The following is a 24,412-nucleotide window of genomic DNA, read 5'->3' on the forward strand; positions in this document are numbered from 1 at the left end:
GAAATATTTTCCAACATAAGTGATTAAATTTTAAAGCTGTATCTTTACGTCACCAACCAAAATATTACAATATGTCATTTATAACACCGGAAGGAGCCAGAAAGGCTCAGCTATCTCTATCTGAAAGGGCACCCGTTGCCCACGCTATTCTTTCAGGGGAAGAGAATATTTCTAAATACAACAGTGGAGTATGTCATGATGTGGTAGCATATGCATTATATATGCGGGGTGCCAGCATCAGTCCTAGCCAGCTTGCACAATCAGCAGGACAGAAGTGGTTAACCCTATTCAATTATCCTGCGGGAGAAAAGTGGGATGGATATACACCCATTCCGGCAGGCAAAGCCATTGGTTTTTACAGGCTTATCGATAAAACATTCTTTCATTCGGCTATTACTACGGGAAACGGAAACGAAATCAGATCTGTTAACGGATTTTCATTAGGATCAGCATGGAATGTACCTGTAGATATGAAATGGGTACTGGGTAAAAAGAACTCTGATGGAACCTTCAATTATGACGGAACCAAAATAGAAGTCTATATTTCTTCTTTATAAAGAATTTCTATTTCCATAAAAGGGCAGATCAGAATTCTCTTTTCTGCCTTATTACTTTTAAGCATCAGCACATTTCGGGCATATCCCGCTGATAATAAAATTATATTCCTGTGCGATAAAATGTTCCGGTAAACTGATTTCCGGAATAGCGTTTTCAATACATGTAACGGAATGACATTCCTTACAGTTGAAATGCACATGATTGTGAAAATGCTGTTCATGCGTACACTTTCCACTGCACTTCGCAAAATTCACTACACCGTCAATATTGACGATTTTGTGTATAGCACCTTCATTTTCAAGCCTTTCCAGCACCCTGTAAATGGTTACTCTATTGCACAAATCTCCCAGTTTCTTCTGAATATCAGAATGGGTAAGGGCCACATCTGAACCATTGATAAGGTTTAAAATTTCAGTTTTGGCGTGAGTATTTCTGACCTGTTTCATATTTTAATGCAACAAAGTTGCGTTATTTAATTTTTTATCTCTACTTTTGCAACAAAGTTACGATAAGAAAATTAATCCTTACTATTATGAAGTCAAAAATTCTTGATGCTGTAGGAATCTCCGCTGCTGTTTTATGCCTGATTCATTGTATCGTCTTTCCTCTATTATTGATTGTTCCCTTGGGAATATCCCATAACCCCTATATTGATTTGGCTTTCCTTTTCATTGGAGCCGTTGTTGTATTCAGAATAACGAAAAAAATGGAAAACCGATGGTTGAAATTTCTGTTCTGGATATCCCTAAGCCTTATTTTCATTTCTATATTGACAGATTTTCTCTTTGAAGTTCATCTTCCTCTGATTTATATCGGAGCTGCCGGATTGATTACAGGCCATATTATCAATTTTAAAAATCATAAACATTAAAATCATGACGAAGAAACTTCCTGTAACGGTGCTCAGCGGCTTTCTGGGAGCTGGTAAAACAACTTTACTGAATCATATTCTGCACAACAAGCAAGGCTTAAAGGTAGCTGTGATAGTAAATGATATGAGCGAAATTAATATTGATGCACGGCTTGTTGAAAATCAAAATACCCTTTCCAGAACAGAAGAAAAGCTGGTGGAAATGAGTAACGGATGCATCTGCTGTACACTCCGCGAAGATCTTATGGTAGAAGTGGAACGTCTTGCCCATGAAAACCGTTTTGATTATCTCCTTATTGAAAGTACAGGTATCAGCGAACCCATTCCTGTTGCCCAAACCTTCACTTATATTGATGAAGAGAGCGGAATAGATCTGTCCCGTTTCAGCTATGTAGATACGATGGTAACTGTGGTAGACTGTTTCAATTTCATGAAGGATTTTGGTTCTGATGAACTACTGCTGGACCGCGATCTCACTGATATGGAAGACGATTACAGAACAATTGTGAATCTTCTTACCGATCAGATTGAATTTGCCAACGTGATTATTTTAAACAAAACAGATCTTATCAATACTGAAACACTTGGCTTTTTAAAAGCAGCAATCCGAAAACTGAATCCCGGCGCAGATCTTTTACATTCTGAGTTTGGAAAAATTGATCCCCAAAAGATTTTAAATACCCGGCTTTTCGATTTTGATAAGGCACAGTCATCCGCAGGCTGGCAAAAAGAGCTGCAATCTGATCATCATACCCCGGAAACTGAAGAATACGGGATAAGTTCACTTGTTTTCAGAGATAAAAAGCCCTTTCATCCGATGAGACTGTGGGAATATCTGAATCATCATTATCCCGAGGGAACCATCAGAACGAAAGGCTTGTTCTGGTTGGCCTCAAGACCCAACGATGCATTGAATTTTTCCCAGGCAGGAGGTTCTTTTCGTCTGGAAAAAGCAGGAGTCTGGTGGAGTAGTATGCCTATGAACCATAGGCTGCAATATTCTTCATTTGTAGAAAACCAAAAGTTTATAGAAAGCAGATGGGACAAAAACTGGGGCGACAGAATTAATGAACTGGTGTTTATCGGGCAGAATCTGGATAAAGAACAGATGTTAACAGATCTTCAGCAATGTCTTATTAATGAAAGGGAAAAGGAACGGTTTGATAAAAACCAAAGTTTTGAAGATCCGTTTCCAGAAAATATTTAAAATTAACTTTTAATTAATGCAACAAAGTTACGATAAAAAATTAATTACAATAACTTACAGCATTATTTCAAAACAATATGGACAGAAGAAAATTTCTAAAAGGATCTGCACTACTTTCAGGGTTATTGACCTTATCACCGTCTGATCTCTGGAGCTTCGGGAAAACGAGTGAAAATCCCCGGGCAGGAAAAGCAAAGAACATCATCTTTATGGTAAGCGATGGAATGAGTCTCGGAACGCTTTCAATGGCAGATCTGTATTCTAGGAATATTTTAGGAAAAGGAAGTAACTGGCTTAATCTGTATCACGACAAAAAGGTTACCCGTGCTTTAATGGATACGGCTTCAGCAAGTTCTATCGTTACAGATTCTGCTGCCGCAAGCTCAGCTTTTGGAGGAGGAATCCGAGTAAAAAATGGAGTTTTGAACATGGGAGCTAACGGAGAAAAACATCTTCCGATATGGCAGAAGTACAAAAAAGCAGGAAAGAAAGCCGGCTGTGTAACTACGGTAACCATTACTCATGCTACCCCCGCCGGATTCTGTATAAATTCTTCCAAAAGAAATGCTGAACCTCAAATTGCAGAGATGTATGCGGAACTGGAATTTGATGTGCTGTTAGGAGGTGGAGACGAATTTTTTAACCCTTTAAAAAGAGAAGACAAAAAAGACCTCTATTCTGTTTACAGCAAAAAAGGATACCGGATTCTGAAAACACAAAATGATCTGAAAGAAATAAAGAAAGGAGAGAAATTATTAGGGATCTTCAGTACGGGAGCATTACCCTATACGATTGACAGAACACATCTTCAGGAATACAAAAATACACCAACTCTTGCTGAAATGGCCACTACCGCCATCAATCAGATGAAAGATCATCCCGGAGGTTTTGTACTTCAGGTAGAAGCCGGAAAAGTAGACTGGTCAGCTCATGCCAATGATGTAGCCGCTCTTATCCATGATCAGCTGGCATTTGATGACACTGTAAAGGCAGTAATGGATTTTGCCGAAAAAGACGGGAATACCTTAGTCATCATCACTACAGACCATGGAAATGCCAATCCGGGAACTATTTATGGAGCAGAAGCCACCAGGCAGTTTAACAGTATTTCAGACTATCGGTATACCAATGAATATATCCTGAACAAAATTCAGAAAGATTATTCGGTAAAAGACATTAAAGACTGGATTTATGAAGGCAATAAAATTACACTGAATGATGATGAAGCTAAGCATCTTCTGAGTTTTTACAACGGACTTGAAAAAGAAGAAGAAGGACTTTATAATTATAAAAAACTGCCTTTTAAATTATATTCAGAAATTCAGAAAACCAGGAATTCTGTAGGATGGATCAGCATGGATCATTCCGGAGATTATGTAGAAGTAGCTGCTTATGGCCCTGGAAACGAACTTTTACAGCCATTTGTTAAAAATACAGACCTTCACGATCTGATGCTGAAGGCCTGTTTGGTATAGACATTCATATTTTTTCATATTTAATTATTTGGGAGATACGAGGCGGATTGATTGTGTCCGCCTTGTTTTTTTTTTTTTTTTGTAAACAGAATTTAAATTCCTCCCATTACAAACATATTTTCCATCGTAGGGACTTTGCTTCCGCCTTCTTTTTCAAGCGTAATTGCAAAAGCCTGGGCTTTTGGTATATTGGCCAAAGCAATCCTACTGTCTTTATCTTCAGTGTACATTCCTGCATCTACAGGTTTCCCTTCATCAATCGCCCAAAGCTGATATTGCATTCCTGCAGGCGCTTTAGGTAGTTTTTCAGCATTCAGATAAACTTCTTTTGTTTTTTTGTCCCAGAAAACCATTGCTTTTGCCTCTGTGTGCTTTTCTACACCTTTCAGCATAACCATCTGCATATCGGGGTTAGAGAACATATCAAGCTTCTGATTCATCTTCTGCATCGCCTGATCCTGATGTTTTTTATCTGCTATCAGTAATGACATTTCTTTCTTACTGGCAGATTGGCTGTTCATCCAGAATAAATTTCCGGCAACACTTACAAGAAACAATGCCGAAGCTGCCACTGCATAAGTTTTCCAGGGAGTCGTAGTTTGAGTTCTGACCTGTTGCGTGATTTCCCTGTGAGTTTTTACATCAGAGATATCTGTTGAAAGAGCAGGAGTTACTTCTTCAACAGTCTGTTCCTGCTGAATTTTATTCCAGATTTTAGCTTTCAAATCACTTGGAGGTGTTACAGCCTGAGCTGTAGCAAGATGTTCCAAAGTCTTCTGTGCTTCTTCAAAAGCCTCTTTTACTTCAGCATTATTCTTCATCACACACTCCAAAATCCCCGCTTCCTCAGGAGAAGCATGGCCAAGAATATAAGATTCTATAATTCCGGATGATATGTATTCTTTAGTGTTCAATTTATTGATAATCTTTTAGCAAATCTTTTAATTTCATCAATGCATTCCGCATTTTCGTTTTTACCGTTCCCAGCGGTATCTTCAGCTTTTCGGATATTTCATGCTGGGTATATCCCTGATAATAAGCAAGATTTATGAGTTCCTGCTTGTCCACTTCAAGGCCTTCAAGGACATTATTAAATCCAATATAATCAGATGAATTATTGACTGTTGAAAGCTCTGCAGTATTATATACGAAATCTGGAAGTGATTGGTTTTTAAGTTCATTCTGGAACCCTTTAGACTTTAAATAATCAATAGCCGTATTCCGGGCAATATTGATCATCCATGTATAAAATCTTCCTTTGGAAACGTCATATTGATGGATAGAGTTCCATATTTTGACAAAGACATCCTGAATAACTTCTTCTGTATATTCTTTAGATTGAACAATTCGGAGAATAATTCCGTACAGCGCACCAGAATAGTGGTCATACAGATAATGAAAACCGGTTTCGTTTTTCTCTTTTAATAAAACGATAAGTTCCTCTTCCGAATAGGTTGTTTTAATAGCGTTTATTTTTCTAGTCAAATGTAATAAAATAAAACATATTCCCAACAAAATCTACAACAACTTTTATTTCGTACATGATAATAAGAAAATAATTAAAAAATAGTCAATATGAAAACAAAATTTTCAAAAACAATACTTGCTTTTTGCGCTGTCTTATCTTTCGGGACTTATCACGCACAAAGCACTTTTTTTAAAAGCAAAAATCCATATTACTCACACACTGCACAAAATACACTGAAAGTAAGCAATAGTGAATGGAAAAAGATTTTAAAACCCGAACTCTATCAGGTGGCCAGAGAAGGAGCTACAGAAACCGCTTTTACCGGAAAATATTATGAGTTTGATGAAAAAGGAACTTACTATTGTGCGGTATGCGGAAATCCGCTTTTTATTTCAACCTCCAAATTTGCAACAACCTGCGGCTGGCCTTCTTTTTATCAGCCGATTGGTAAAAAAAGTGTCAGATACAGAAAAGATACATCTTATCACATGGAACGTACAGAAGTACTATGCGGAAGATGCGATTCTCATCTGGGACACGTCTTTGATGATGGGCCGAAACCTACAGGAAAACGATTCTGCATGAACTCTATTTGTCTGGAATTTATTCCAAATAAAAAATAACGAACTGATTTACAATGAATTAAAAATAATTTTCATTTTTTTCAATCTAAAATAAAACCAACCTCGTAAATGATTTTAAAACACAACCAATACAATTAACTAAAAAATCAACGCAATGAACACACATTCAAAAATCACAGTTTTAGCAATGGTAGCTTTATCATTTGCTTTCAGCGGAAAGGTAACTGCACAAACGATGAAAGAAAAAACAGTAATGGTAGGAGGAGCTCCTATGTATCCATCCAAAAATATTATTGAAAACGCTGTCAACTCCAAAGATCACAAAACCCTTGTTGCAGCAGTGAAAGCGGCAGGTTTGGTAGAAACACTACAGGGTGCAGGACCTTTTACTGTACTGGCACCTACAGATGCTGCCTTCGCAAAACTTCCGAAAGGTACTGTAGAAAACCTTGTAAAACCTGAAAACAAAACAATGCTTACAAGTATATTAACGTATCATGTTCTGCCAGGAAGATACAGTGCTAAAGAAATTTGGGCTGCTGTAAAAGCCGGAAACGGAAAAAGCATGATGAAAACTGTACAGGGTGAGGATCTTACTTTCTGGACCAAAGGGAAAGATCTTTACATAAAAGACGCAAAAGGAAACAGCGCTAAAGTAACGATTGCTGATGTGAACCAATCTAATGGAGTGATTCATGTAATAGATACGGTATTGATGCCATAATAATTCTAAGATTTCAAACAGCATATTCACTGTGCTGTTTTTCTTTCTTTTATATCTAACACTAAAAAAATTAATAGTATGAAAAAAACAATTCAGGTTTCTAATCAGGGTGCCACCCTTGATACCAGCAGAAGAAACTTTTTAAAATTAGGTGGAGTAGGATTAGCCATTGCTGGCCTTACCATCATCGGATGTAATGATGATGATGACTTCCAGATTATAGAAGAATCCAGGTATGATCTTGGAACAGGAGATGTAGGTGTATTAAATTATGCTTATGCTCTGGAACAGTTAGAAGCAGATTTTTATACAAAAGTGGTTAATAACTTTTATACCGGAATTTCCAGTATCGAAAAAGAGGTTTTCACAGATCTCTATCATCATGAGGTGATTCACAGAGATTTCTTCAAAGTTGCCATTAGTGGTGCCACAGATCATGTGCTTCCTAAGCTTGAATTTCAGTATCCTAATGTGAATTTTAATGACAGAAATTCGGTATTGGCTACCGCAAAGGCATTAGAAGATACCGGCGTAGCAGCTTACAATGGAGCTGGGAAATATATTTCCAATCCTGCTTATCTTGTTATTGCCGGTAAAATAGTTTCAGTGGAGGCCAGACATGCTTCTGCCATCAGAAATCTGATCAATCCCGGATCTGCAGATTTTTCAGGAGATGACGTGATAGATGCTAACGGACTTGATCTTGCCAAAGAGCCTAAAGATATTGTAATGGCTGCCGGAGCATTTATCAAAACACCTTTTACCTGGAAAGAAAGAGGTATCAACTAATCATTCACCTTAAAAACTCACATTATGAATATTCTTAGATTACTGGATAAGCTTTCTAATGACAAATTTTTCACCAAGGAAGCATCAAGATTAGAAACGATTACGGATATCTCATTATTCGGGAAAAAAGCAGCTACAGCAGCCGTTCCTCTCGGACTCGGTGCCCTGATGGCTACTCCTGCCAAAGCAGAAACTACAAAACCAACATTAACAGGTACTGCTTTAAAAAGTGCACTGACAGATGCTTTACAACTGGCATTGGTACTTGAATACCTGGAAAATGAGTATTATAGCATAGGATTATCAACACCAGGCCTTATTCCCAATGGAGACAGAACTGTTTTTATGCAGATTTCAAAGCATGAATCCGCTCATGTAAGCTTCCTGAAGAGCACACTGACTTCTTTAGGAACAACTCCCGGAAATAAGCCCACATTTGATTTTACAGCCAGCGGAAACTTTATGCCTTTTACAGATTATAACCAGTTTCTTATCCTTGCTCAGGCCTTTGAAGATACCGGAGTAAGGGCTTATAAAGGGCAGGCCGGAAATGTAATGTCCAATAAGGTGGTACTGCAGGCAGCATTACAAATTCATTCCGTTGAAGCAAGGCATGCCTCACAGGTAAGAAGAATGAGAGCCAACAAAGGATGGATTGAGCTTGCCAACGGAGGGAGTATGCCTTCAGCGACCAATCCTGTTTATGCCGGAGAAGACAATACCAATCAGGCAGGCTACAACACGGCAACGCTTTTTGGTGCTGCGGCAGGTTCTGCAGCTTATGACGAAATTTTAAGTGGCAGCGATGCGCAGGCTATTGCTTCACTTTTCATAGTTTAGTTGTGATTTGGATGATGATAAGTGGTGAGTCCATTTCCGTATTTTTCAGGAAATGGACTTTTATAAACAATCAATCGTCAGGCCTTAAGAAAACACATTATGAACAACTTATATCATCCCGGTTCATCCTTAAGTATCCCATTTCATACAGGGGTACTTTTTATTTTCATAATGCCCATTACTTCGATATAAATGCAGGATTCTTATAAGTTAATTTAAAATAAGCATACATATAGCTTTATTAACAAATTTACTGCAATAGAATACAAAATTATTCCGTACTTTGCTTTACTTATTAAAATAATAATTTAAAGTGCTTAAAAATATTTAAAATATAAACTTTAAGGCCTTGATTATCATTTTTTAATAATCAAAAAAGAAAAGTCTCTAACTGTTGATATAATATATGAAAAAGTATCCAATTCCGGCAAATGAAGAAGGCCGAATGAAAAAACTGGAGTATTTTGGTCTTTTAAACCTCGAAAAAGATCCCCAGTTAGACATTTTTGCCGAAACAGCATGTCTGGTGACAGACTGCCCGGCAGGTCTTATTGCCATGATGGAAAGCGAAACCCAGACCATCCAAAGCTGTGTGGGGATTGCTCTTGATTTTGTAGAAAGGAAAAATACGGTATGCCAATATTCTATCGCCAGTGGCGACGTTGTCATTATCAATGATACTTTATTAGACGAAAGGTCTTCTGATAACGCAATTATTCTTGCCGGAGGAATCCGTTTTTATGCAGGAGTACCTCTTATTGATGATGAAGGATTCGCATTAGGAACTATCTGTGTTATTGATTATAAACCCAAGACAATCACAGATGATCAGATTTCAACCCTAAAAAAAATAGGAGCAGCGATCACAAAAGTTATTATGGGAAAAAGGAAAAACATCCAGGCTGAGTATTTTCAGCAGACTTTTACCATTTCCAATAATCTGATCTGTGTTCTGGATAAAGATTTCTCCATGAAAGATGTTAATCCGGCATTTGAGAAGACCTTTCAAATGGATAAAAGCCAGATTCTTAATCAGAATTTCCTGGACCTTATGGGAAATCATAATTCCCAGCTGCAATTACTTTCCAAAAATCTTCCCGATACCAATGAAGAAGTTACATTTACCACTTCCACAAAGACAGATGATACTCAAACCATCATTATTGAATGGTATCTAAAGCTCAATCAGGATCACTCAGAGATTTTCTGTTTCGGAATAAATATTACTCATCGAATCGAAGAAAAACTTAAACTGGAAAGCTCCGAGCGCCGTTTCAGAAGCTTCTTCGAAAATGCCATAGGCCTGATGAGTATGCATGATATGGAAGGAAATATCATTGCTGTCAATGAAAAAGGCAGAGAAACCCTGCAATATTCTGCCGAAGAGGTGGAAAAGTTGAATTTAAAGGACCTTGTTCCTAAAAAAAACTGGCCACTTCTTGAGCAGTATCTCGAAAGAATCAATAAAAACCAGGAAGATTTCGGAACCATGATCCTGAGAACAAAAGGAGGTGAAGATATGATCTGGATGTATCACAATCTTGTGGAGATCAATAAAGAAGGAAATCCTTATGTTGTGAGCACCGCCCTGAATGTTACTGAACGGGTAAGCCTGGAAAAAGATCTTGTTCATACCAAAAAGATGTTGGAACAAACAAGTGCCGTGGCCCAGGTTGGAGGATGGGAAGTTAACCTGAAAAACAATACTGTTCTCTGGTCACAATCTACCAGAGAAATTCATAAAATAGATAAAAATTTCCAGCCTGATTTTGACAATGCGCTGGGTTTCTACAGTGAAAAAAGCCGTGAAAAGCTGGAATCCTTATTCGAAAAGGCTGTAAAAGAATGCGTTCCCTACGATGAAGAATTACAGCTTATACAGAATGACGGTGCGATGATCTGGGTAAGGGTAAAAGGGATTCCGGAATTTGAAGATGGAGTGTGCACCAGAGTCTACGGAATCATTCAGAATATTGATACGTTCAAAAACATCTATCTTGAACTGGCCAAAAAAGAGGCTATGCTGCAGTCTTTTGTAAAGTATGTACCTTCTACGGTAGCCATGTTTGACAAAAACCTTAATTATCTTTCTGTAAGCAAAAGCTGGAAAGATGAGTTTCAGATGAATGACATCAGGCTTATTGGTGAAAATATGTTTAAAATATCACCCAATGTTCCGGATGAAAGAATAAAGATTTACCAGGATGCACTGGCAGGAAAAGCCTACAAAAATGAAGATATGGTAATAGAAGTTCCGGGTAAAGGAATCATTCAGCATTACAGCGTAGAAGTCACGCCATGGTATCTTTCCAATAATGTTATCGGGGGAATTATTGTTTCTGCACAAAATATTACAGCCTCTGTAAGAATCAATAAAGAACTACAAAATGCCAAGAAAATGGCAGACATTGCCAGCAAAGCAAAATCTGAATTCCTGGCCAACATGAGTCATGAGATCCGAACCCCACTAAATGGTGTTATTGGCTTTTCCGACCTTCTTTTAAAAACTCCATTGAATGAGATACAGACTCAATATCTTAATTATATCAATGAATCAGGAGAGAATTTATTGAATATCATCAATGATATCCTTGATTTTTCTAAGGTAGAATCCGGAAAAATGGACCTCATCGTAGACAAATCCAATATTTATGATATGGTAAGCCAGGTTATCAATGTCATTCTTTACCAGTCACAGAAAAAAAATATAGAATTACTACTGAATATAGAACCGGGACTTCCTGAAACGATCTGGCTGGATGAATCAAGGCTGAAACAAATTTTGATCAACCTTCTTGGAAATGCCGTGAAATTTACAACCCAGGGGGAAATAGAACTTAAAGTAGAAAAACTGAATCTGGACAGCAAAAATATCAAACTCAGATTTTCCGTAAGAGATACCGGAATTGGAATTCCTAAGGAAAAACAACAGCATATCTTCAATGCTTTTACCCAGGAAAACAGCTCTATCAGCAAACGATACGGAGGAACAGGCCTCGGATTGACCATTTCCAATAATATTCTGAAATATATGGGAAGCAGCCTGTCGTTGGTGAGTGAACTTCATAATGGGTCTGTGTTCTATTTTGACATAGAAGTTCCGTATGAAATGTCTGATCACCGTGAGGAGGACGACCTGAAAATAAATAAGGTACTTATCGTAGATGATAACGAAGCCAACAGGATTATTATTCAGCACATGCTTGCATATAAAAATATAGATTCAAAGCTTGCTGCCAATGGAATGGAAGCGCTCCAGATATTACTTGCAGGAGAGCGTTTTGATGTCATTCTGATGGATTATCATATGCCTATTATTTCCGGACTTGAAACCATAGAAAAAATCAAGGAACTATTTAACAAACAACATGAATCTTCTCCTCTGATTATTCTTCACACATCTTCTGAGGAACATGATGTCATCAATTCTTTCCGCCAGGAAAACAATTCCTACTTCCTGCTGAAACCTATCAAGTCAGAAGAGCTCTATAAAGCATTAAGACGGGCTGTAAAAAATACTGAAAAGGAGATCACCAATATCACACAACCGGAGGCAGAAACCTCTATACTGATGCAGGCGCCGCAGGTTTTACTTGTAGATGACAACCCTGTCAATATGGTTCTTAACCATAAAATGATGCGTTCTCTGATTCCGGATGCAGAGCTTACGGAAGCTACGGACGGACTTCAGGCTGTCTTACAGTGTAAAGAAAAAATATTCAATATCGTTTTAATGGATGTTCAGATGCCGGTAATGGATGGTATTGAAGCTACCAAACAAATCCGCTTACTGCCGGAATATGCCGATGTTCCAATTATTGGTGTAACTGCAGGTAATGTTCTGGGGGAGAAAGAAAAGTGTCTGGATTCCGGGATGAATGACTTCCTTCCCAAACCTTTAAGACAGGCAGATCTACTGGAAATGCTAAAGAAGTATATCATTAATGAAGATAATATCTCTGCTGAAGATTCTAGCAGTGAGGGAAATTACCTTGATATAAATCTCCTGAATGAACAAATAGGTGACGATGACGAGGATTTCAGAAAAATATTCCTGAACCTTGTGGTAGATCAACTTACTCAGGCTGAAGAAAATATCAGAAAAAGTACCGCAGAAAAAGACAGTGACCATCTGAAATTGATTCTTCACAAGCTTAAAGGAACAGCAGGAACAGCAGGACTGATAAAGCTTACTGAACGTACTGCCGGCTGGGAAAATAAAGCAGATCCTAATATGGATTTTATTTCCATGGAAAATGAAATTATCCAAGAGATAACAACAGGATTACAATTAATTAAAAATCTAATACAATAAAAAACTAAAATTATGCTGATTCTAATCGCCGAAGACGACGAACTGATTCTAAAAACGATTGAACATAAATTATTAAAAGAAGGGCACGAAGTAATCCTCACCCGCAATGGTAAAGATGCTATTGAAACCCTTAAAACAAGAGACGTAGATCTGGCCATCACCGATATTATGATGCCATTTGCCTCTGGAATTGAAATACTTTCTGCCATTAAGACCATGGGCAAGCAGATCCCGGTGATCATGCTTTCCAGCATGGGACAGGAAGAAGTTGTACTGAATGCTTTCGACCTTGGAGCAGCCGATTTTATCGTGAAACCATTCAGTCCCAATGAATTGACATTAAGAATAAAAAGATTTTCTTTAAAATAAACTACAACCATGTTTCTCACCACTTCTGTGCATTTTCTCTTTCTTGTTTTTCTGGGAATGCTATCTTTAGTACTCTTTCTGATCATAATTGTACTGATCTATAGTTTTTATCAGTACAGAGAATCCGTCCAGATTTTCAAATGGTCTGAAGTAATCAATAAAAAAATCTCAGAAGTGATTGTCTACGGCGAAGAAGACAGGTCTGCAGATACTGATTTTTCAGCAGCTTCCGCTAGTCCTTCATTCAGAAATCTATTCCTTCAGAAACTGGCAGAATCCGAGAAAAAATTCTCCGGAGCTGCCCAGAATAAACTCAAAGACTTATTTCAGGAATATGGACTTCAGGAAGAAGCGTTGAAAAAACTGAATCAAAAAAAAGAACACATCATTGCTGGAGGAATACAGGAACTTACAGCGATGCAAGTGGAAGAAGCATTGCCAAAAATTTCTACATTTTTAACTCATCATTCAGCTCAGGTATATCAGGAGGCCCAATATGCGATGGTTAACTTTAAAGGATTCGAAGGTCTTCATTTCCTGAACGGCATTTCCTCCAAAATATCAGAATGGCAACAGCTTCGTTTGCTTATTTCCATCACCCATGTTCCTGAGAACTCAGGTGATAGTATTAAAAAATGGATGGAAAGTTCTAATGATTCCGTAGTCATTTTTACCCTTAAACTTTTAAGAAAATTTCAGATATTATCTCTGTACCCTACAGTAACCGGTCTGTTGGTCCATTCTTCTGTTGATATAAGAATACAGGCAGTACAAACATTATTATCTCTGGAAAATTCTTCTACCATTGCTCATCTTATGGAAACGTATCCGCATCAGCCGAATGAAGTACAGAAAGAGATTCTCAAAATCATGAAAAAGTCAAAAGACCAATTCAGTACAGATTTTCTGAAAAATCAATTATTGAACAATGCTGATACAGGGATAAAAGTTTATGCCGCAGAAGCTTTGTGTGCTTTGGATAAACAGGAATACCTGACAGAAATATCCCAGGATGAAACCTCTTCCGAAGAATTAGTTCAAATTATTAAATACGCATTACAGGAAAAAGTATGTTAGAATTCTCACACATCATCTATGAAGTCGTTATTTGGCTGTTTTTGGTTTACGGAACAGCGGTAACCCTTATCTATGGCTGGATAGGAATTTATGCGCTTGGAGCTGTATTGCGATACAAAAAAGAAAATACATTTACGGACTACAGTATTATTGCAGCAAATCCCAATGCTCCCGTATTCAGCGTTATTGCTCCTGCATACAATGAAGGGATGACCATTGTGGAAAATGTGCGTTCACTCTTATCTCTTTACTATCATAATCTGGAAATTATCATTGTTAATGATGGAAGTAAGGATGATTCCATTCAAAAGCTTATCGAAGCTTATGAACTTGAGTCTGTCGCTTATTTTATTCAGGGAAAAATAGAAACCAATGCGGTAAGAGGAGTGTATAAAAGTAAAAATCCGGCCTTTAAAAAACTGATTGTTGTTGATAAAGAAAACGGAGGGAAAGCTGATGCTTTAAATGTTGGCGTCAATATTTCTTCCGGTGAATATCTGGTTTGCATTGATGTGGACTGTATCCTCGAGCAGGATTCGATTTTAAAGCTCGCAAAACCAATGCTGGAGCAGACTGATAAAAAGTTCATCGCCTGTGGTGGAGTAATTCGTCTGGCTAACAACTGTGTCATTGAAAATGGAAAAGTAGTAAGCGTCAATATGCCGAAAACCCTTTTGGGAAGAACACAGGCATTGGAGTATATCAGAGCTTTTGTACTGGGGCGTATGGCATGGTCCAGAGCTTCAGGATTGATCCTGATCTCCGGTGCTTTTGGTGTATTTGACAGAAAAATTGTCCTGGCATGCGGTGGTTACGATAAAAATACAGTGGGAGAGGACATGGAGCTGGTGGTAAGAATGAGAAAGTACATGGAAGAAAGAAATGAACCTTACGAAGTGCTTACCATTCCGGATCCTCTGTGCTGGACAGAAGTTCCCGAATCCAAAGATATTCTCAGAAAACAGCGAAACAGATGGATGCGCGGTACCATGGAAACCCTGTGGAAACACAGAAAAATGATGTTCAATCCGAAGTATAAAAAACTGGGAATGATCAGCCTTCCGTATTGGTTCTTCTTTGAATTTCTGGGTCCGCTCATCGAATTTTCAGGATATATTATCTTCATCCTATTTTTATTGCTGGGAATTATCAACTGGCCGTTCTTTACCATTCTTTTTGCCCTGGTGATTTCAATGGGGTTCCTGTATTCTATCTATGCGATATTGGTAGATCTCGTAAGCCATCAGGTCTATACCAAAAGAAAAGACTTCCTTAGATTGATTGTTACCGCTTTTTCCGAACCTTTTTATTTTCATCCTATTGTGGTAAAAGCAGGGGTTAACGGATTTATAGATTATTTCAAAAAATCCCATGGCTGGGGCGAAATGACGAGACAAGGTTTCAATCAAAGCACACAGCATTTACCTCTGAAAGAAAGAATATATGCAATTCTTCAGGCAGGACTCAAAAAATGGGGAATACTGGCATTGGCTTTCTTTGCTTTATTCTTAATAGGAGTGACCGCAGAATCTCTATGGTATCACTATACCTTTCCAACATTTAAAACATCAGCCATTATTGGCCGTCTTTTCGTTGAAAACATTTTATTTGCATTACAACTGACATTCTGTGTTGGAATTATATATCTGGTCATTAATTTTATCAAAGAAGGCTGGGCAAGAATCCTGGGAATGTTAACCCTGGTTATTGTGGCCGTTACACAGTATATCTTATTCCTATATTTTTCTGAAAGCCGTAACATACTGGGCGCAGATCTTTTATATTACAGCAAAGAGGAGATGAAGCAGATTTTGCAGGCCAGCGGAATGCTTAACTTCAAAAACTTTGCATTACTGGGAATTTTAATCACGGCTTCTTTTGTTCCTATATGGATTGCAGGCAGAACAGCCTTAAAATCAATCTATCCGGGATTGGTTATCTTCGTTTTCGGGTTAGCAGCATTCTTTATTCCTTCCAATATAATGGGAGCAAAAATTTTGAGTTCTGAGAGTGAGTTTAATCAAAATGCGGCAAAAAGCAAATGGGCTTATTTCTTCAAATCCAACGAAGAAAATTTCATCAGCGATCATCCGGAACTAGCCGAATTACTGAATGAAAATGAAGATTTTACTACCAATGCTGAAATGATCAATAAAAACTTTCCGTTTTGGAGAAAAGAAAACACACAGGATTTCTTAGGATCCTATATTAACAGATCTGAGAAAATTCCTAATCTTGTTTTTCTTGTGATGGAAGGTTTCGGGCATGCCTACACCTCACCAAAAGGATATATCGGTAACTTTACGCCGTATCTTGATTCTTTATCCAATAAAGGATTATACTGGGAAAACAGTTTAAGCTCAGCAGGAAGAACGTTTGGCGCATTACCATCATTGACGGGATCACTTCCTTTCGGAAAGAACGGTTTCCTGGAAATAGAAAAAACACCTGAAAATTTCAATCTTTATAATATCCTGAAAGCGAATGGTTTTGAAACAGGATTTTATTACGGAGGTCATGTATCATTTGACCGCTACCGCGAGTTTCTGGAGTACAGCGGGGTAGATCATATCGTAGATGAAGCTTCATTCAGCAGCCCTTACCGTAAACTTCCTGCCAACAACGGAGAAAGCTGGGGGTATGAAGACCAGGCTGTTTTAGATAAAATGCAACAGCAGCAAAAATTACAGAATCGTCCTTACTTTAATATGATACTTACGCTTTCAACGCACAATCCTTTTTTAATTAACAATAAGGGATATTATGAAAAGTTGTACAACCAAAGACTTAATTCTGGGACTTTAACTTCAGGGCAGAAAAAATGGGCAGCTGCCCACAAAGACCAGCTCATTTCTGTATTGAATGCTGATGATGCTTTGAAAGGTTTCTTTGAAAATTACAGCAAACGTCCGGATTTCAAAAACACTATTTTTGTCATTACAGGGGATCACAGTATGCCTGAAATCACATTGGAATCTAAAATTGACAGGTTCCACGTACCACTGTTAATTTATTCACCCTTATTAAAAGAATCAAAACGTTTTCACAAAACAGTAAGTCATTTTGATATTGCACCTTCAATTCTGGCGTACTACAGAAATAATTATAAAATCCATACACCTTCTACTGTAACATGGGTTGGAAGAGGCTTTTCTGCAGATTCTGAAATCAGCAAGGCTGGAATTCCTATGATGCAGAGTAAAAACCAACTTATTGATTTTGTATCTGAGAAGTATTATATTCATGACGGACAGCTTTTCACCCTTAAAGACATGGAAGAAAATGCCTACAATGATGCAGCAACCATGAGTAAAATCAATGGCAGGTTCAATCAGTATAAAAGTATGAATGCTCAGTTTTATTCCACGAAAAAACTGATGCCGGATTCGGTAATGGTCAACTTTAAGAAAAAAACAAAGTCAAAGTTTTAAAACTTTCGCGTATAGCCTAAAGTAATGTCAAACTGATTTCCTTTCTCACCCGGACGGAACTCCTGGTTATAATACATCGTTCCTACAGAAAAAAGATTGACGGAACGGTAAGAAAAATTATACTCAGCACCTACTTTAAAGGTTTTAAGCTTAAAAGTCTCATTTTCCAGAAGGTTATTTCGGTATTCTTCCGGGCTTATTCCTGTTCCGATCTGAAAAGCAAAATAGTCCTGAGCTCCTTTGGTATAATAACGCACCGTTCCTGTATAGGAATGTGAAATGTTTTTACTGTCGGGAGTGATATAAGTACGAAGATTGAACCAGAAATTTTTATAATATTTCCCTACAGCCGCAGTATACATCCAGATACTGTTGCTGAAATGAAGCTGACGGTAACCCAACTCAGCCTCAAAACTATGAGGAAGATTGGCGTTCAGGGAAACTCCGGTACGGTATTTCGGAAACAGCCCTACATCATCAGAATAACCTCCGCCAACATATAAATAGAACATTTTGGAAAGTCTTGGGTATGCTTCCAACTCAATCTGTGTACCGCCCTGGGCAAACTTGTTCGCATAGTTACCACGAAGAATTACAGATCCAATAGGGGTAATCCTTTTGTAACTTACACCCACGATATGCCAGTCGTCATCAAACTGTTTGTCAAAATGGGAATAATTGTAAATAATGCCCACAGCATTTTTAGAAGACAAATCCTTTATCCTTACTGCAAGAGCCCTAGCTTCGGTATTTTTTGGATTAACAGATAGGAGAGTGGTTACTGCTTGGTCAGCTTCCTCATAATCATCCATTCCAAAATATACTTTTGCTTTCAGCAGCAGTAAAGCCTCAGATTTTGAATGATAAGAAAGTCCTTTATCTATGATTTCAATAGCCTTTGTATTCTGATCATTCCAGTATTCCAGAGAAGCATAGGCCAGAAAATAATCTTCATCCTGAACCTCTCTTTTTCTGAGATCTTCAAACACAGCTCTTGCTGCTGCCAAATCTTTGTTCCAGGTATACAACCTTCCCAAAAACACGGAAATATCAGTATAATTGGGAGCTTTTTCCAATGCCTCTTTTGCCAGGGCAATAGATGTAACATAATCTTTCTGCTCAAAAGCAGTGGTACGGGCTTTAACGAACAGTTCATCAGCAGTCAGATTCTGCTGGCTATATAGTGTAATGGGAAAAAGTAATGCTAATAAAAAGGTCGGATATCTTTTCATCGAAGTTTATTATTAATGAGCTACATCTGGTATCACAAATATATTGAACTTTTATCTCTCAACCCAGAGATTATTCATCAAAACTTATTTTTTTGAGATTATTTTTTCTTAAAATATCAAATAATAGATATTTATGATGGAATAATTATTGTCGTAATTAAAAAGAATTGATTTTTTAAAAACCTTTATCATGAAAATAGCAACCTATAATGTGAACGGAATCAACGGAAGGCTTCCTGTTTTACTGAAATGGCTGAAGGAAGCTTCACCGGATATTGTCTGCCTGCAGGAATTAAAAGCTCCACAGGAACGCTTTCCAGTCCAGGAAATCAATAACGCAGGATACCAGGCCATATGGAACGGACAGAAAAGCTGGAACGGAGTAGCCATACTGGCAAAAAACAGAGAAATAACTGAAGTACAAAGATCTTTACCAGGTGACACAGAAGATGTTCAGAGCCGTTATATAGAAGCTATTATTGATCAAATGGTCATCTGCTGTTTGTATCTTCCCAATGGAAATCCTTATCCCGGACCTAAATTTGATTATAAATTATCCTGGATCAAACGTTTTAAAAGACGAACCAACCAACTCATCAAAATGGAACTTCCCGCCATACTGATCGGTGATTTCAATATTATACCGGAACCTATTGATGTTTATAAGCCTGAACGTTGGGAAAATGATGCGCTATACAGAACAGAAGTAAGAAAAGCATTTAAAGATCTTCAGAAAAAAGGCTGGCTTGATTCTCTGCGAAGTCTTTATCCTGATGAGAAAATATATACTTTCTGGGATTATCTGTATAAAGCTTACGATCGTAATGCAGGAATGAGGCTTGATCATATTTTATTAAGTCCTTATCTCCAGCCCAGACTGGCTTCCGGTGGAGTAGACAGCCATGTACGGGGTTGGGAAAAAAGCAGTGATCACGCTCCCGTATGGATTGAACTATCGGATCATAATTAATAGGAGTCCATGTATAATATACTCCCGCGAAAAATCAGGAGTATATTATATAATAAGTATTTAAATATTAAGATTGCTTGCGGCGACGGCCAGAAACCTTTTTATCAAGATCTCTGATATCCTGTCTCAGTTCACGGAACATCTCTTTAAAATTATAGCTCTCATAATCACCCGGCTCAAAATCTTCCGGGAAAATCCCTGAAGCGTACTGCCAGATTTCCACTACTTCTTCAAAAGGAATATCATACGGTTCATAAAATGAATTGTCAGCACTTACACAGATTGCATTTTCTTTTCTTTCTTTAAAACGCTTGTAGGTAATCCCGTCATTTAAAGTGACAAAAACATAGGTTTTACCCTGTTTCAGTTCATTGATTCCCTCTACATATTTTCCTACAATATAAGATCCGTTTCTGAATGGAGGCATAGAATCCCCATCTGCAGGAAATGCTCTGTATTTCCCATTGGTAAGAAAGGGAAGAGCAATGCGCTGAAGACTTTCGATGTAGTCTATATCGCTATAACCTTCCAGATAACCCATTGAAGCCTTCTGAGGTATAATTTCTATCGTATCATTTCCATGATTATCTACCGCCACCGGAAGTACAATTCTGTTATCCGGAAGCTTTAGCATTTCATCTATCGGATGCTTCTCAATATCTACAGACAGCATAAGATCAATACTTACATGGAAATATTTTGAGATTTTTACCAGCAGCTCAATTGGAGGTTCAGAAATTCCGTTTTCATATTTTGAATACCGGACTCTTGAAATCAATAATTCATCGGCTACATTTTGTTGGGAGAGCTTTCTCCTGGCTCTTAAAAAGCGTATATTATTTGAAAAAACTGACATTGATATAAGGTTGTCAGCAAAAATACAAAATTTGATTCCGTTATCAATAAACTGAACGGTTTTTACGACAAGAAGAAAACAAATTTTATCCCCCTTCTTATCTTTTTCGGGAAAATCACTCTTTTTGTGTACTTCAAATAACCATTTTCACTTTACCTAAGGCTATTTAAAGACAAATTACAAAGGCATTATTTATTTTTGAAAAATAAATACCAATAAAGACAATTTAATGCATAAATAATAACTCCAAATTCCACAAATTGAGTTATCATTTTTAACTTTTAGAAAATCAATCACATATAAGTGAAAACCATATTTTTATTAAAACACACTTATATTAATGAAATATTAAATGATAAAAACATATAATTAATTTATTGAAAATAATTTGCAATTGTGAAGTTATTATTCATATATTCGTGATGTAATAATCATATAAAATTATAGTTATGAAAAACTTAAAAAAATTAGACAGAAACGAATTAAAAGCTATTTCAGGTAACGGATTACTGGATCCAATTGGCGGTCTTCTAGGTGGACTAGGAGGAGTAGTTGGTGGAGTAGTAGGCGGTGTAGGAACTATCGTTGGTGGTGTTGTTGGTGGTGTAGGATCTACAGTAGGTGGAGTAGTAGGCGGTGTAAGCACTGTTGTAACTAACGCTTTATGCCAAACACAATGTGTTGTTAATGGTGTAATCCACATCAAATTACTTGAGTGCGGTTCTACTTGCTAATCAGCAGGAAAATTAACAGTAAAAAATCAGACCGCTCTTTTTAGGGCGGTTTTTTTATATCCCTGTGAAAGAATAAAATCAATATACATCCATTTTCAGTTCTTAGATTTATTGACATTCTTTTCAATGAATTATAATAAAGCAACACCTGCATTACTATTTCAGCCGGTGTGAAAACAACAATATAAATCCATCTTATTTCTGCAGTTATCAGTAATGAATAACTGCAGATTTTTTTTGGGGTTATCCATTCAAAATCAGTCTTGGAATTCAAATTATTGCTGGTGATTTTCCCTGTTTATGTATACAAAAATTAATCAAAAAAAAGTAAAAAAAAGAGGTGTAAATTTTTAATACGACGAGTTTTGTCGCTGTGCGCCAGTACCTTTGTATCAGAGATAAGATAAAGAATCCCGGGAAATTAATTGTCTTACTAAACCAATTTTAACCTTAAAATAACTTTTTTAATTATGTGTAAAAAACAACTAATAATCATTTTTCTCCTTTTATTTTGCATTTCCTATGCGCAGAATGAATTTACCACCATCTGGAAGCCCAATGCAAACGGCGTTATCGATCATTCCATAAGGTTTGGTGGCACAGGAACCGATTACACCATTCTATGGGAAGAAGTAGGATATCCTGAGCATAACGGGATGTTTGATTATTTAACCTCTAGCAGCAATGAACCTCTACTCATCTATTTTGGGCCATCATTCCATCCAGATCCTCTGCAGGCCACTTACCAATTAAAAGCATTCAGCGGTAACGGATTATTTTACGGATTCAGGGCCAATACTGAGATCATGCCTCAGGGTGGAAATCAGGAACTCATAGAACTTAGCCAGTGGGGAAATACGACATGGCTTCAGCAATTCGACAGAGCATTCGCCAACTGTCCCAATCTTAACGTAACGGCTGCAGACACTCCTGATTTAACACAGATAACCAGTTTATCACAAATGTTCCTTAACTGTTCATCTTTGACAGGCCACACTTCGTTTTCTTACTGGAATCCATTCCGTATTACAGACATGAGCGGTATGTTCAGCGGAGCGACTCTGTTTAATCAGAATATTGGAAACTGGGATACAGCCAAAGTAACCAATTTTAGCGGCATGTTTTCTTCTGCTTCTTCTTTCAATCAGGATATTTCTGCCTGGAACACGATGTCCGGAACTGATTTCTCTTCCATGTTTGCAGATGCCACAGCTTTCAACCAGCCATTAAATTCATGGAATACTGAAAACGCGACTAATTTCCGCTATACATTTTATAATGCAGCAGCATTTAATCAGCCACTTCATAACTGGAATACAGGTAAAGTGACAGATTTTGAGCATATGTTTGAAAATGCAGTATCATTCAATCAGCCCATCGGAAACTGGGATGTAAGTAAGGTTGATTATTTCGCCGGATTTAATATGTTTGCAGGTGCTTCGCATTTTGACCAGGATATTTCTTCATGGAATATCAAGCTTCAGAACTTCAGCTGGAATTCAATGTATTTCGGATTTAAAAATGTCGGTTTATCATGTACGAATTACAGCAATTTTCTCATCGCTCTGAATACTAATTCTACATGGGCGAACTCAACAATAACGTCCGGAACTATAGATGCAACAGGATTGGTTTATTCTTCACCGCAAGCGATGCTTGCCAGAGCCCAGCTGATCAACAAAGGCTTTAATATTATTGGAGATTCCTATATTTCCGGTTGCTTTCTGTCAACAAGAGAAGCTTCCCCAAAAACAAAAACTTCCGCTTATCCTAATCCGACGACAGGAGTGATCAATGTGGAATCCTCAGTAGATGAAAATGTTTATTTATATGATAATAACGGTATCCTCATTAAGAATATATTGTTTAGAAAAGGGAAAAACACTGTCGATCTGACTGAATATCCTTCAGGAGACTATATCTTTAAAGGCGATACTTTTTTCAATAAAGTCACCAAGCAATAGTAGAACAGCCGAAAGGTTAGCTATTTAAACTCTGCTCCAAAATCTAAGGATTTTGGAGCTTTATGGTTTACCTCATTTTATATAGAGATAACTGTCTTATATTTGTATAAACTAAGCATAACCAAGTTTGAACTAAGAATTGAATTCCAATATATTAAATAACAATTATGAAAAAAACTATTACATTTTTTACTATTCTTTTATCGATAGTATATATTCAGGCTCAAGAGAATATTGATTTATTGACTTACGAAAACACTCAGGATATTAATTTTTTCAACACTGTTAAAAATGGCACCCAAGTTAAGGAATATATAACAACGAGTAAAAATAGTGTGAAGGTAGGCGATACTTTAATCTTAGGATCTCCCACCTCAGAAGAACTCAATACAAGGACTTATTCTGGAAGTTATGGAAATAAAGCAAGAGGCGGTATTTCACAATCAAGAAGCACTTCCAAAAAAACTTATGAATTTATACAGATGGGAAGACCTGCTGGATTTGGAAGTATTATGTCCGCTATGGGTGGTGAAGCACAGAATATGGCAGATAACAGCTTCAAAAATACTAAAGTTATTGTCAGAGAAATAAAAACATATCACAGAGGAAGTAAAAATAAACCTTTGTATGTAGTGATGGTTTTGGGAGAAATAAATGATAGAGCTTTTGGAATCAATAAATATTTAAGCGTCATGGATACGGAATTAGGAATTGAATCTGGCGAAATTCTTTTGAAAAACAGAAAAATGACCAGAGATGAAGCGATTGCAAAATTAAAGGAGGCAAAAGAACTAGTGGAAATTGATATGATGAGTAAAGAAAAGTTTGAAGAATTAAAAAAAGAACTGGCTCCCATTATTAACAATAATAACTAAGAACGGATTTACTTTGGTAAAGCTTTAACCCCTTAAAAAACAAATTATCAAGAATTAGTGGTAATAAACAGTA

General features: G+C 37.2%; 21 protein-coding genes. 16 read left to right on the forward strand and 5 right to left on the reverse strand.

Annotated features, from left to right (window positions below):
- Nucleotides 1-71 precede the first annotated feature (71 nt).
- Complete coding sequence (locus FB551_RS06530) at nt 72-557, forward strand: hypothetical protein (protein WP_047430298.1); 486 nt, start codon at nt 72-74, stop codon at nt 555-557.
- 57 nt (nt 558-614) lie between these two features.
- On the opposite strand, the gene FB551_RS06535 is transcribed toward FB551_RS06530, so the two are convergent.
- Nucleotides 615-1,004, reverse strand: a complete 390-nt coding sequence (locus tag FB551_RS06535) for a Fur family transcriptional regulator (protein ID WP_002979333.1) — start codon at nt 1,002-1,004, stop codon at nt 615-617.
- Nucleotides 1,005-1,090: 86 nt separating this feature from the next.
- On the opposite strand from FB551_RS06535, the gene FB551_RS06540 reads away from it, so the two are divergent.
- From FB551_RS06540 to FB551_RS06550, 3 genes are all read left to right on the forward strand, one after another.
- The gene (locus FB551_RS06540; RefSeq protein ID WP_142016187.1) at nt 1,091-1,429 is read left to right on the forward strand and encodes a MerC domain-containing protein; all 339 of its coding nucleotides are present in this window, start codon (nt 1,091-1,093) and stop codon (nt 1,427-1,429) included.
- Between the two features lie 4 nt (nt 1,430-1,433).
- Nucleotides 1,434-2,636: a GTP-binding protein gene (locus FB551_RS06545; protein WP_142016191.1), complete on the forward strand. Its 1,203-nt coding sequence runs from the start codon at nt 1,434-1,436 to the stop codon at nt 2,634-2,636.
- A gap of 77 nt (nt 2,637-2,713) precedes the next feature.
- Complete coding sequence (locus FB551_RS06550) at nt 2,714-4,111, forward strand: alkaline phosphatase (protein WP_142016194.1); 1,398 nt, start codon at nt 2,714-2,716, stop codon at nt 4,109-4,111.
- A 92-nt stretch (nt 4,112-4,203) separates the two neighbouring features.
- Here FB551_RS06550 and FB551_RS06555 read toward each other — a convergent pair whose 3' ends face one another.
- Both FB551_RS06555 and FB551_RS06560 read right to left on the reverse strand, forming a co-directional pair.
- The gene (locus tag FB551_RS06555) at nt 4,204-5,025 is read right to left on the reverse strand and encodes an anti-sigma factor (RefSeq protein WP_142016197.1); all 822 of its coding nucleotides are present in this window, start codon (nt 5,023-5,025) and stop codon (nt 4,204-4,206) included.
- 1 nt (nt 5,026) lies between these two features.
- Nucleotides 5,027-5,596, reverse strand: coding sequence for an RNA polymerase sigma factor (locus FB551_RS06560; protein ID WP_226798633.1), 570 nt, complete (start codon nt 5,594-5,596; stop codon nt 5,027-5,029).
- A gap of 90 nt (nt 5,597-5,686) precedes the next feature.
- On the opposite strand from FB551_RS06560, the gene msrB reads away from it, so the two are divergent.
- The 8 genes from msrB to FB551_RS06600 all read left to right on the forward strand — a co-directional run bounded on the left by msrB (nt 5,687) and on the right by FB551_RS06600 (nt 17,708).
- Nucleotides 5,687-6,202 (forward strand): peptide-methionine (R)-S-oxide reductase MsrB, encoded by a 516-nt coding sequence (gene msrB / locus FB551_RS06565; protein WP_142016200.1) that lies wholly within the window; start codon nt 5,687-5,689, stop codon nt 6,200-6,202.
- A 115-nt stretch (nt 6,203-6,317) separates the two neighbouring features.
- Entirely contained in the window at nt 6,318-6,887 is a 570-nt protein-coding gene (locus FB551_RS06570; RefSeq protein WP_142016204.1) for a fasciclin domain-containing protein, read from the forward strand.
- A gap of 78 nt (nt 6,888-6,965) precedes the next feature.
- Nucleotides 6,966-7,676, forward strand: a complete 711-nt coding sequence (locus FB551_RS06575) for a ferritin-like domain-containing protein (RefSeq protein ID WP_142016207.1) — start codon at nt 6,966-6,968, stop codon at nt 7,674-7,676.
- 24 nt (nt 7,677-7,700) lie between these two features.
- Entirely contained in the window at nt 7,701-8,516 is an 816-nt protein-coding gene (locus tag FB551_RS06580) for a ferritin-like domain-containing protein (RefSeq protein ID WP_047430273.1), read from the forward strand.
- 406 nt (nt 8,517-8,922) lie between these two features.
- Nucleotides 8,923-12,831: a response regulator gene (locus tag FB551_RS06585; protein WP_142016210.1), complete on the forward strand. Its 3,909-nt coding sequence runs from the start codon at nt 8,923-8,925 to the stop codon at nt 12,829-12,831.
- A gap of 12 nt (nt 12,832-12,843) precedes the next feature.
- Nucleotides 12,844-13,200: a response regulator transcription factor gene (locus tag FB551_RS06590; RefSeq protein WP_047430267.1), complete on the forward strand. Its 357-nt coding sequence runs from the start codon at nt 12,844-12,846 to the stop codon at nt 13,198-13,200.
- Nucleotides 13,201-13,209: 9 nt separating this feature from the next.
- Complete coding sequence (locus FB551_RS06595; protein WP_142016213.1) at nt 13,210-14,277, forward strand: HEAT repeat domain-containing protein; 1,068 nt, start codon at nt 13,210-13,212, stop codon at nt 14,275-14,277.
- Complete coding sequence (locus FB551_RS06600) at nt 14,271-17,708, forward strand: sulfatase-like hydrolase/transferase (protein WP_142016216.1); 3,438 nt, start codon at nt 14,271-14,273, stop codon at nt 17,706-17,708. The genes FB551_RS06595 and FB551_RS06600 overlap by 7 nt, the downstream gene beginning before the upstream one ends.
- On the opposite strand, the gene FB551_RS06605 is transcribed toward FB551_RS06600, so the two are convergent.
- Nucleotides 17,705-18,940 (reverse strand): YaiO family outer membrane beta-barrel protein, encoded by a 1,236-nt coding sequence (locus FB551_RS06605; RefSeq protein ID WP_142016219.1) that lies wholly within the window; start codon nt 18,938-18,940, stop codon nt 17,705-17,707. The two genes, FB551_RS06600 and FB551_RS06605, sit on opposite strands and share 4 nt — an antisense overlap.
- 190 nt (nt 18,941-19,130) lie before the next feature.
- Between FB551_RS06605 and xth the strand changes: the two genes are divergently transcribed.
- Nucleotides 19,131-19,910: an exodeoxyribonuclease III gene (gene xth / locus FB551_RS06610; RefSeq protein ID WP_142016221.1), complete on the forward strand. Its 780-nt coding sequence runs from the start codon at nt 19,131-19,133 to the stop codon at nt 19,908-19,910.
- Nucleotides 19,911-19,977: 67 nt separating this feature from the next.
- Here the strand turns inward: xth and FB551_RS06615 are convergent, their stop codons facing one another.
- A complete protein-coding gene (locus FB551_RS06615) occupies nt 19,978-20,766 on the reverse strand; it encodes an XRE family transcriptional regulator (protein WP_047430251.1) in 789 nt (262 codons plus the stop codon).
- Between the two features lie 449 nt (nt 20,767-21,215).
- Here FB551_RS06615 and FB551_RS06620 point away from each other — a divergent pair, with 449 nt between their 5' ends.
- From FB551_RS06620 to FB551_RS06630, 3 genes are all read left to right on the forward strand, one after another.
- Complete coding sequence (locus FB551_RS06620; protein ID WP_047430248.1) at nt 21,216-21,500, forward strand: bacteriocin-like protein; 285 nt, start codon at nt 21,216-21,218, stop codon at nt 21,498-21,500.
- Nucleotides 21,501-21,970: 470 nt separating this feature from the next.
- A complete protein-coding gene (locus FB551_RS06625; RefSeq protein ID WP_142016224.1) occupies nt 21,971-23,464 on the forward strand; it encodes a BspA family leucine-rich repeat surface protein in 1,494 nt (497 codons plus the stop codon).
- A 167-nt stretch (nt 23,465-23,631) separates the two neighbouring features.
- Nucleotides 23,632-24,339 (forward strand): hypothetical protein, encoded by a 708-nt coding sequence (locus tag FB551_RS06630; protein ID WP_047430245.1) that lies wholly within the window; start codon nt 23,632-23,634, stop codon nt 24,337-24,339.
- The last annotated feature ends 73 nt before the right edge of the window (nt 24,340-24,412 follow it).

Source organism: Chryseobacterium aquifrigidense, from assembly GCF_006716485.1.
GTDB classification, from domain to species: domain Bacteria; phylum Bacteroidota; class Bacteroidia; order Flavobacteriales; family Weeksellaceae; genus Chryseobacterium; species Chryseobacterium vietnamense.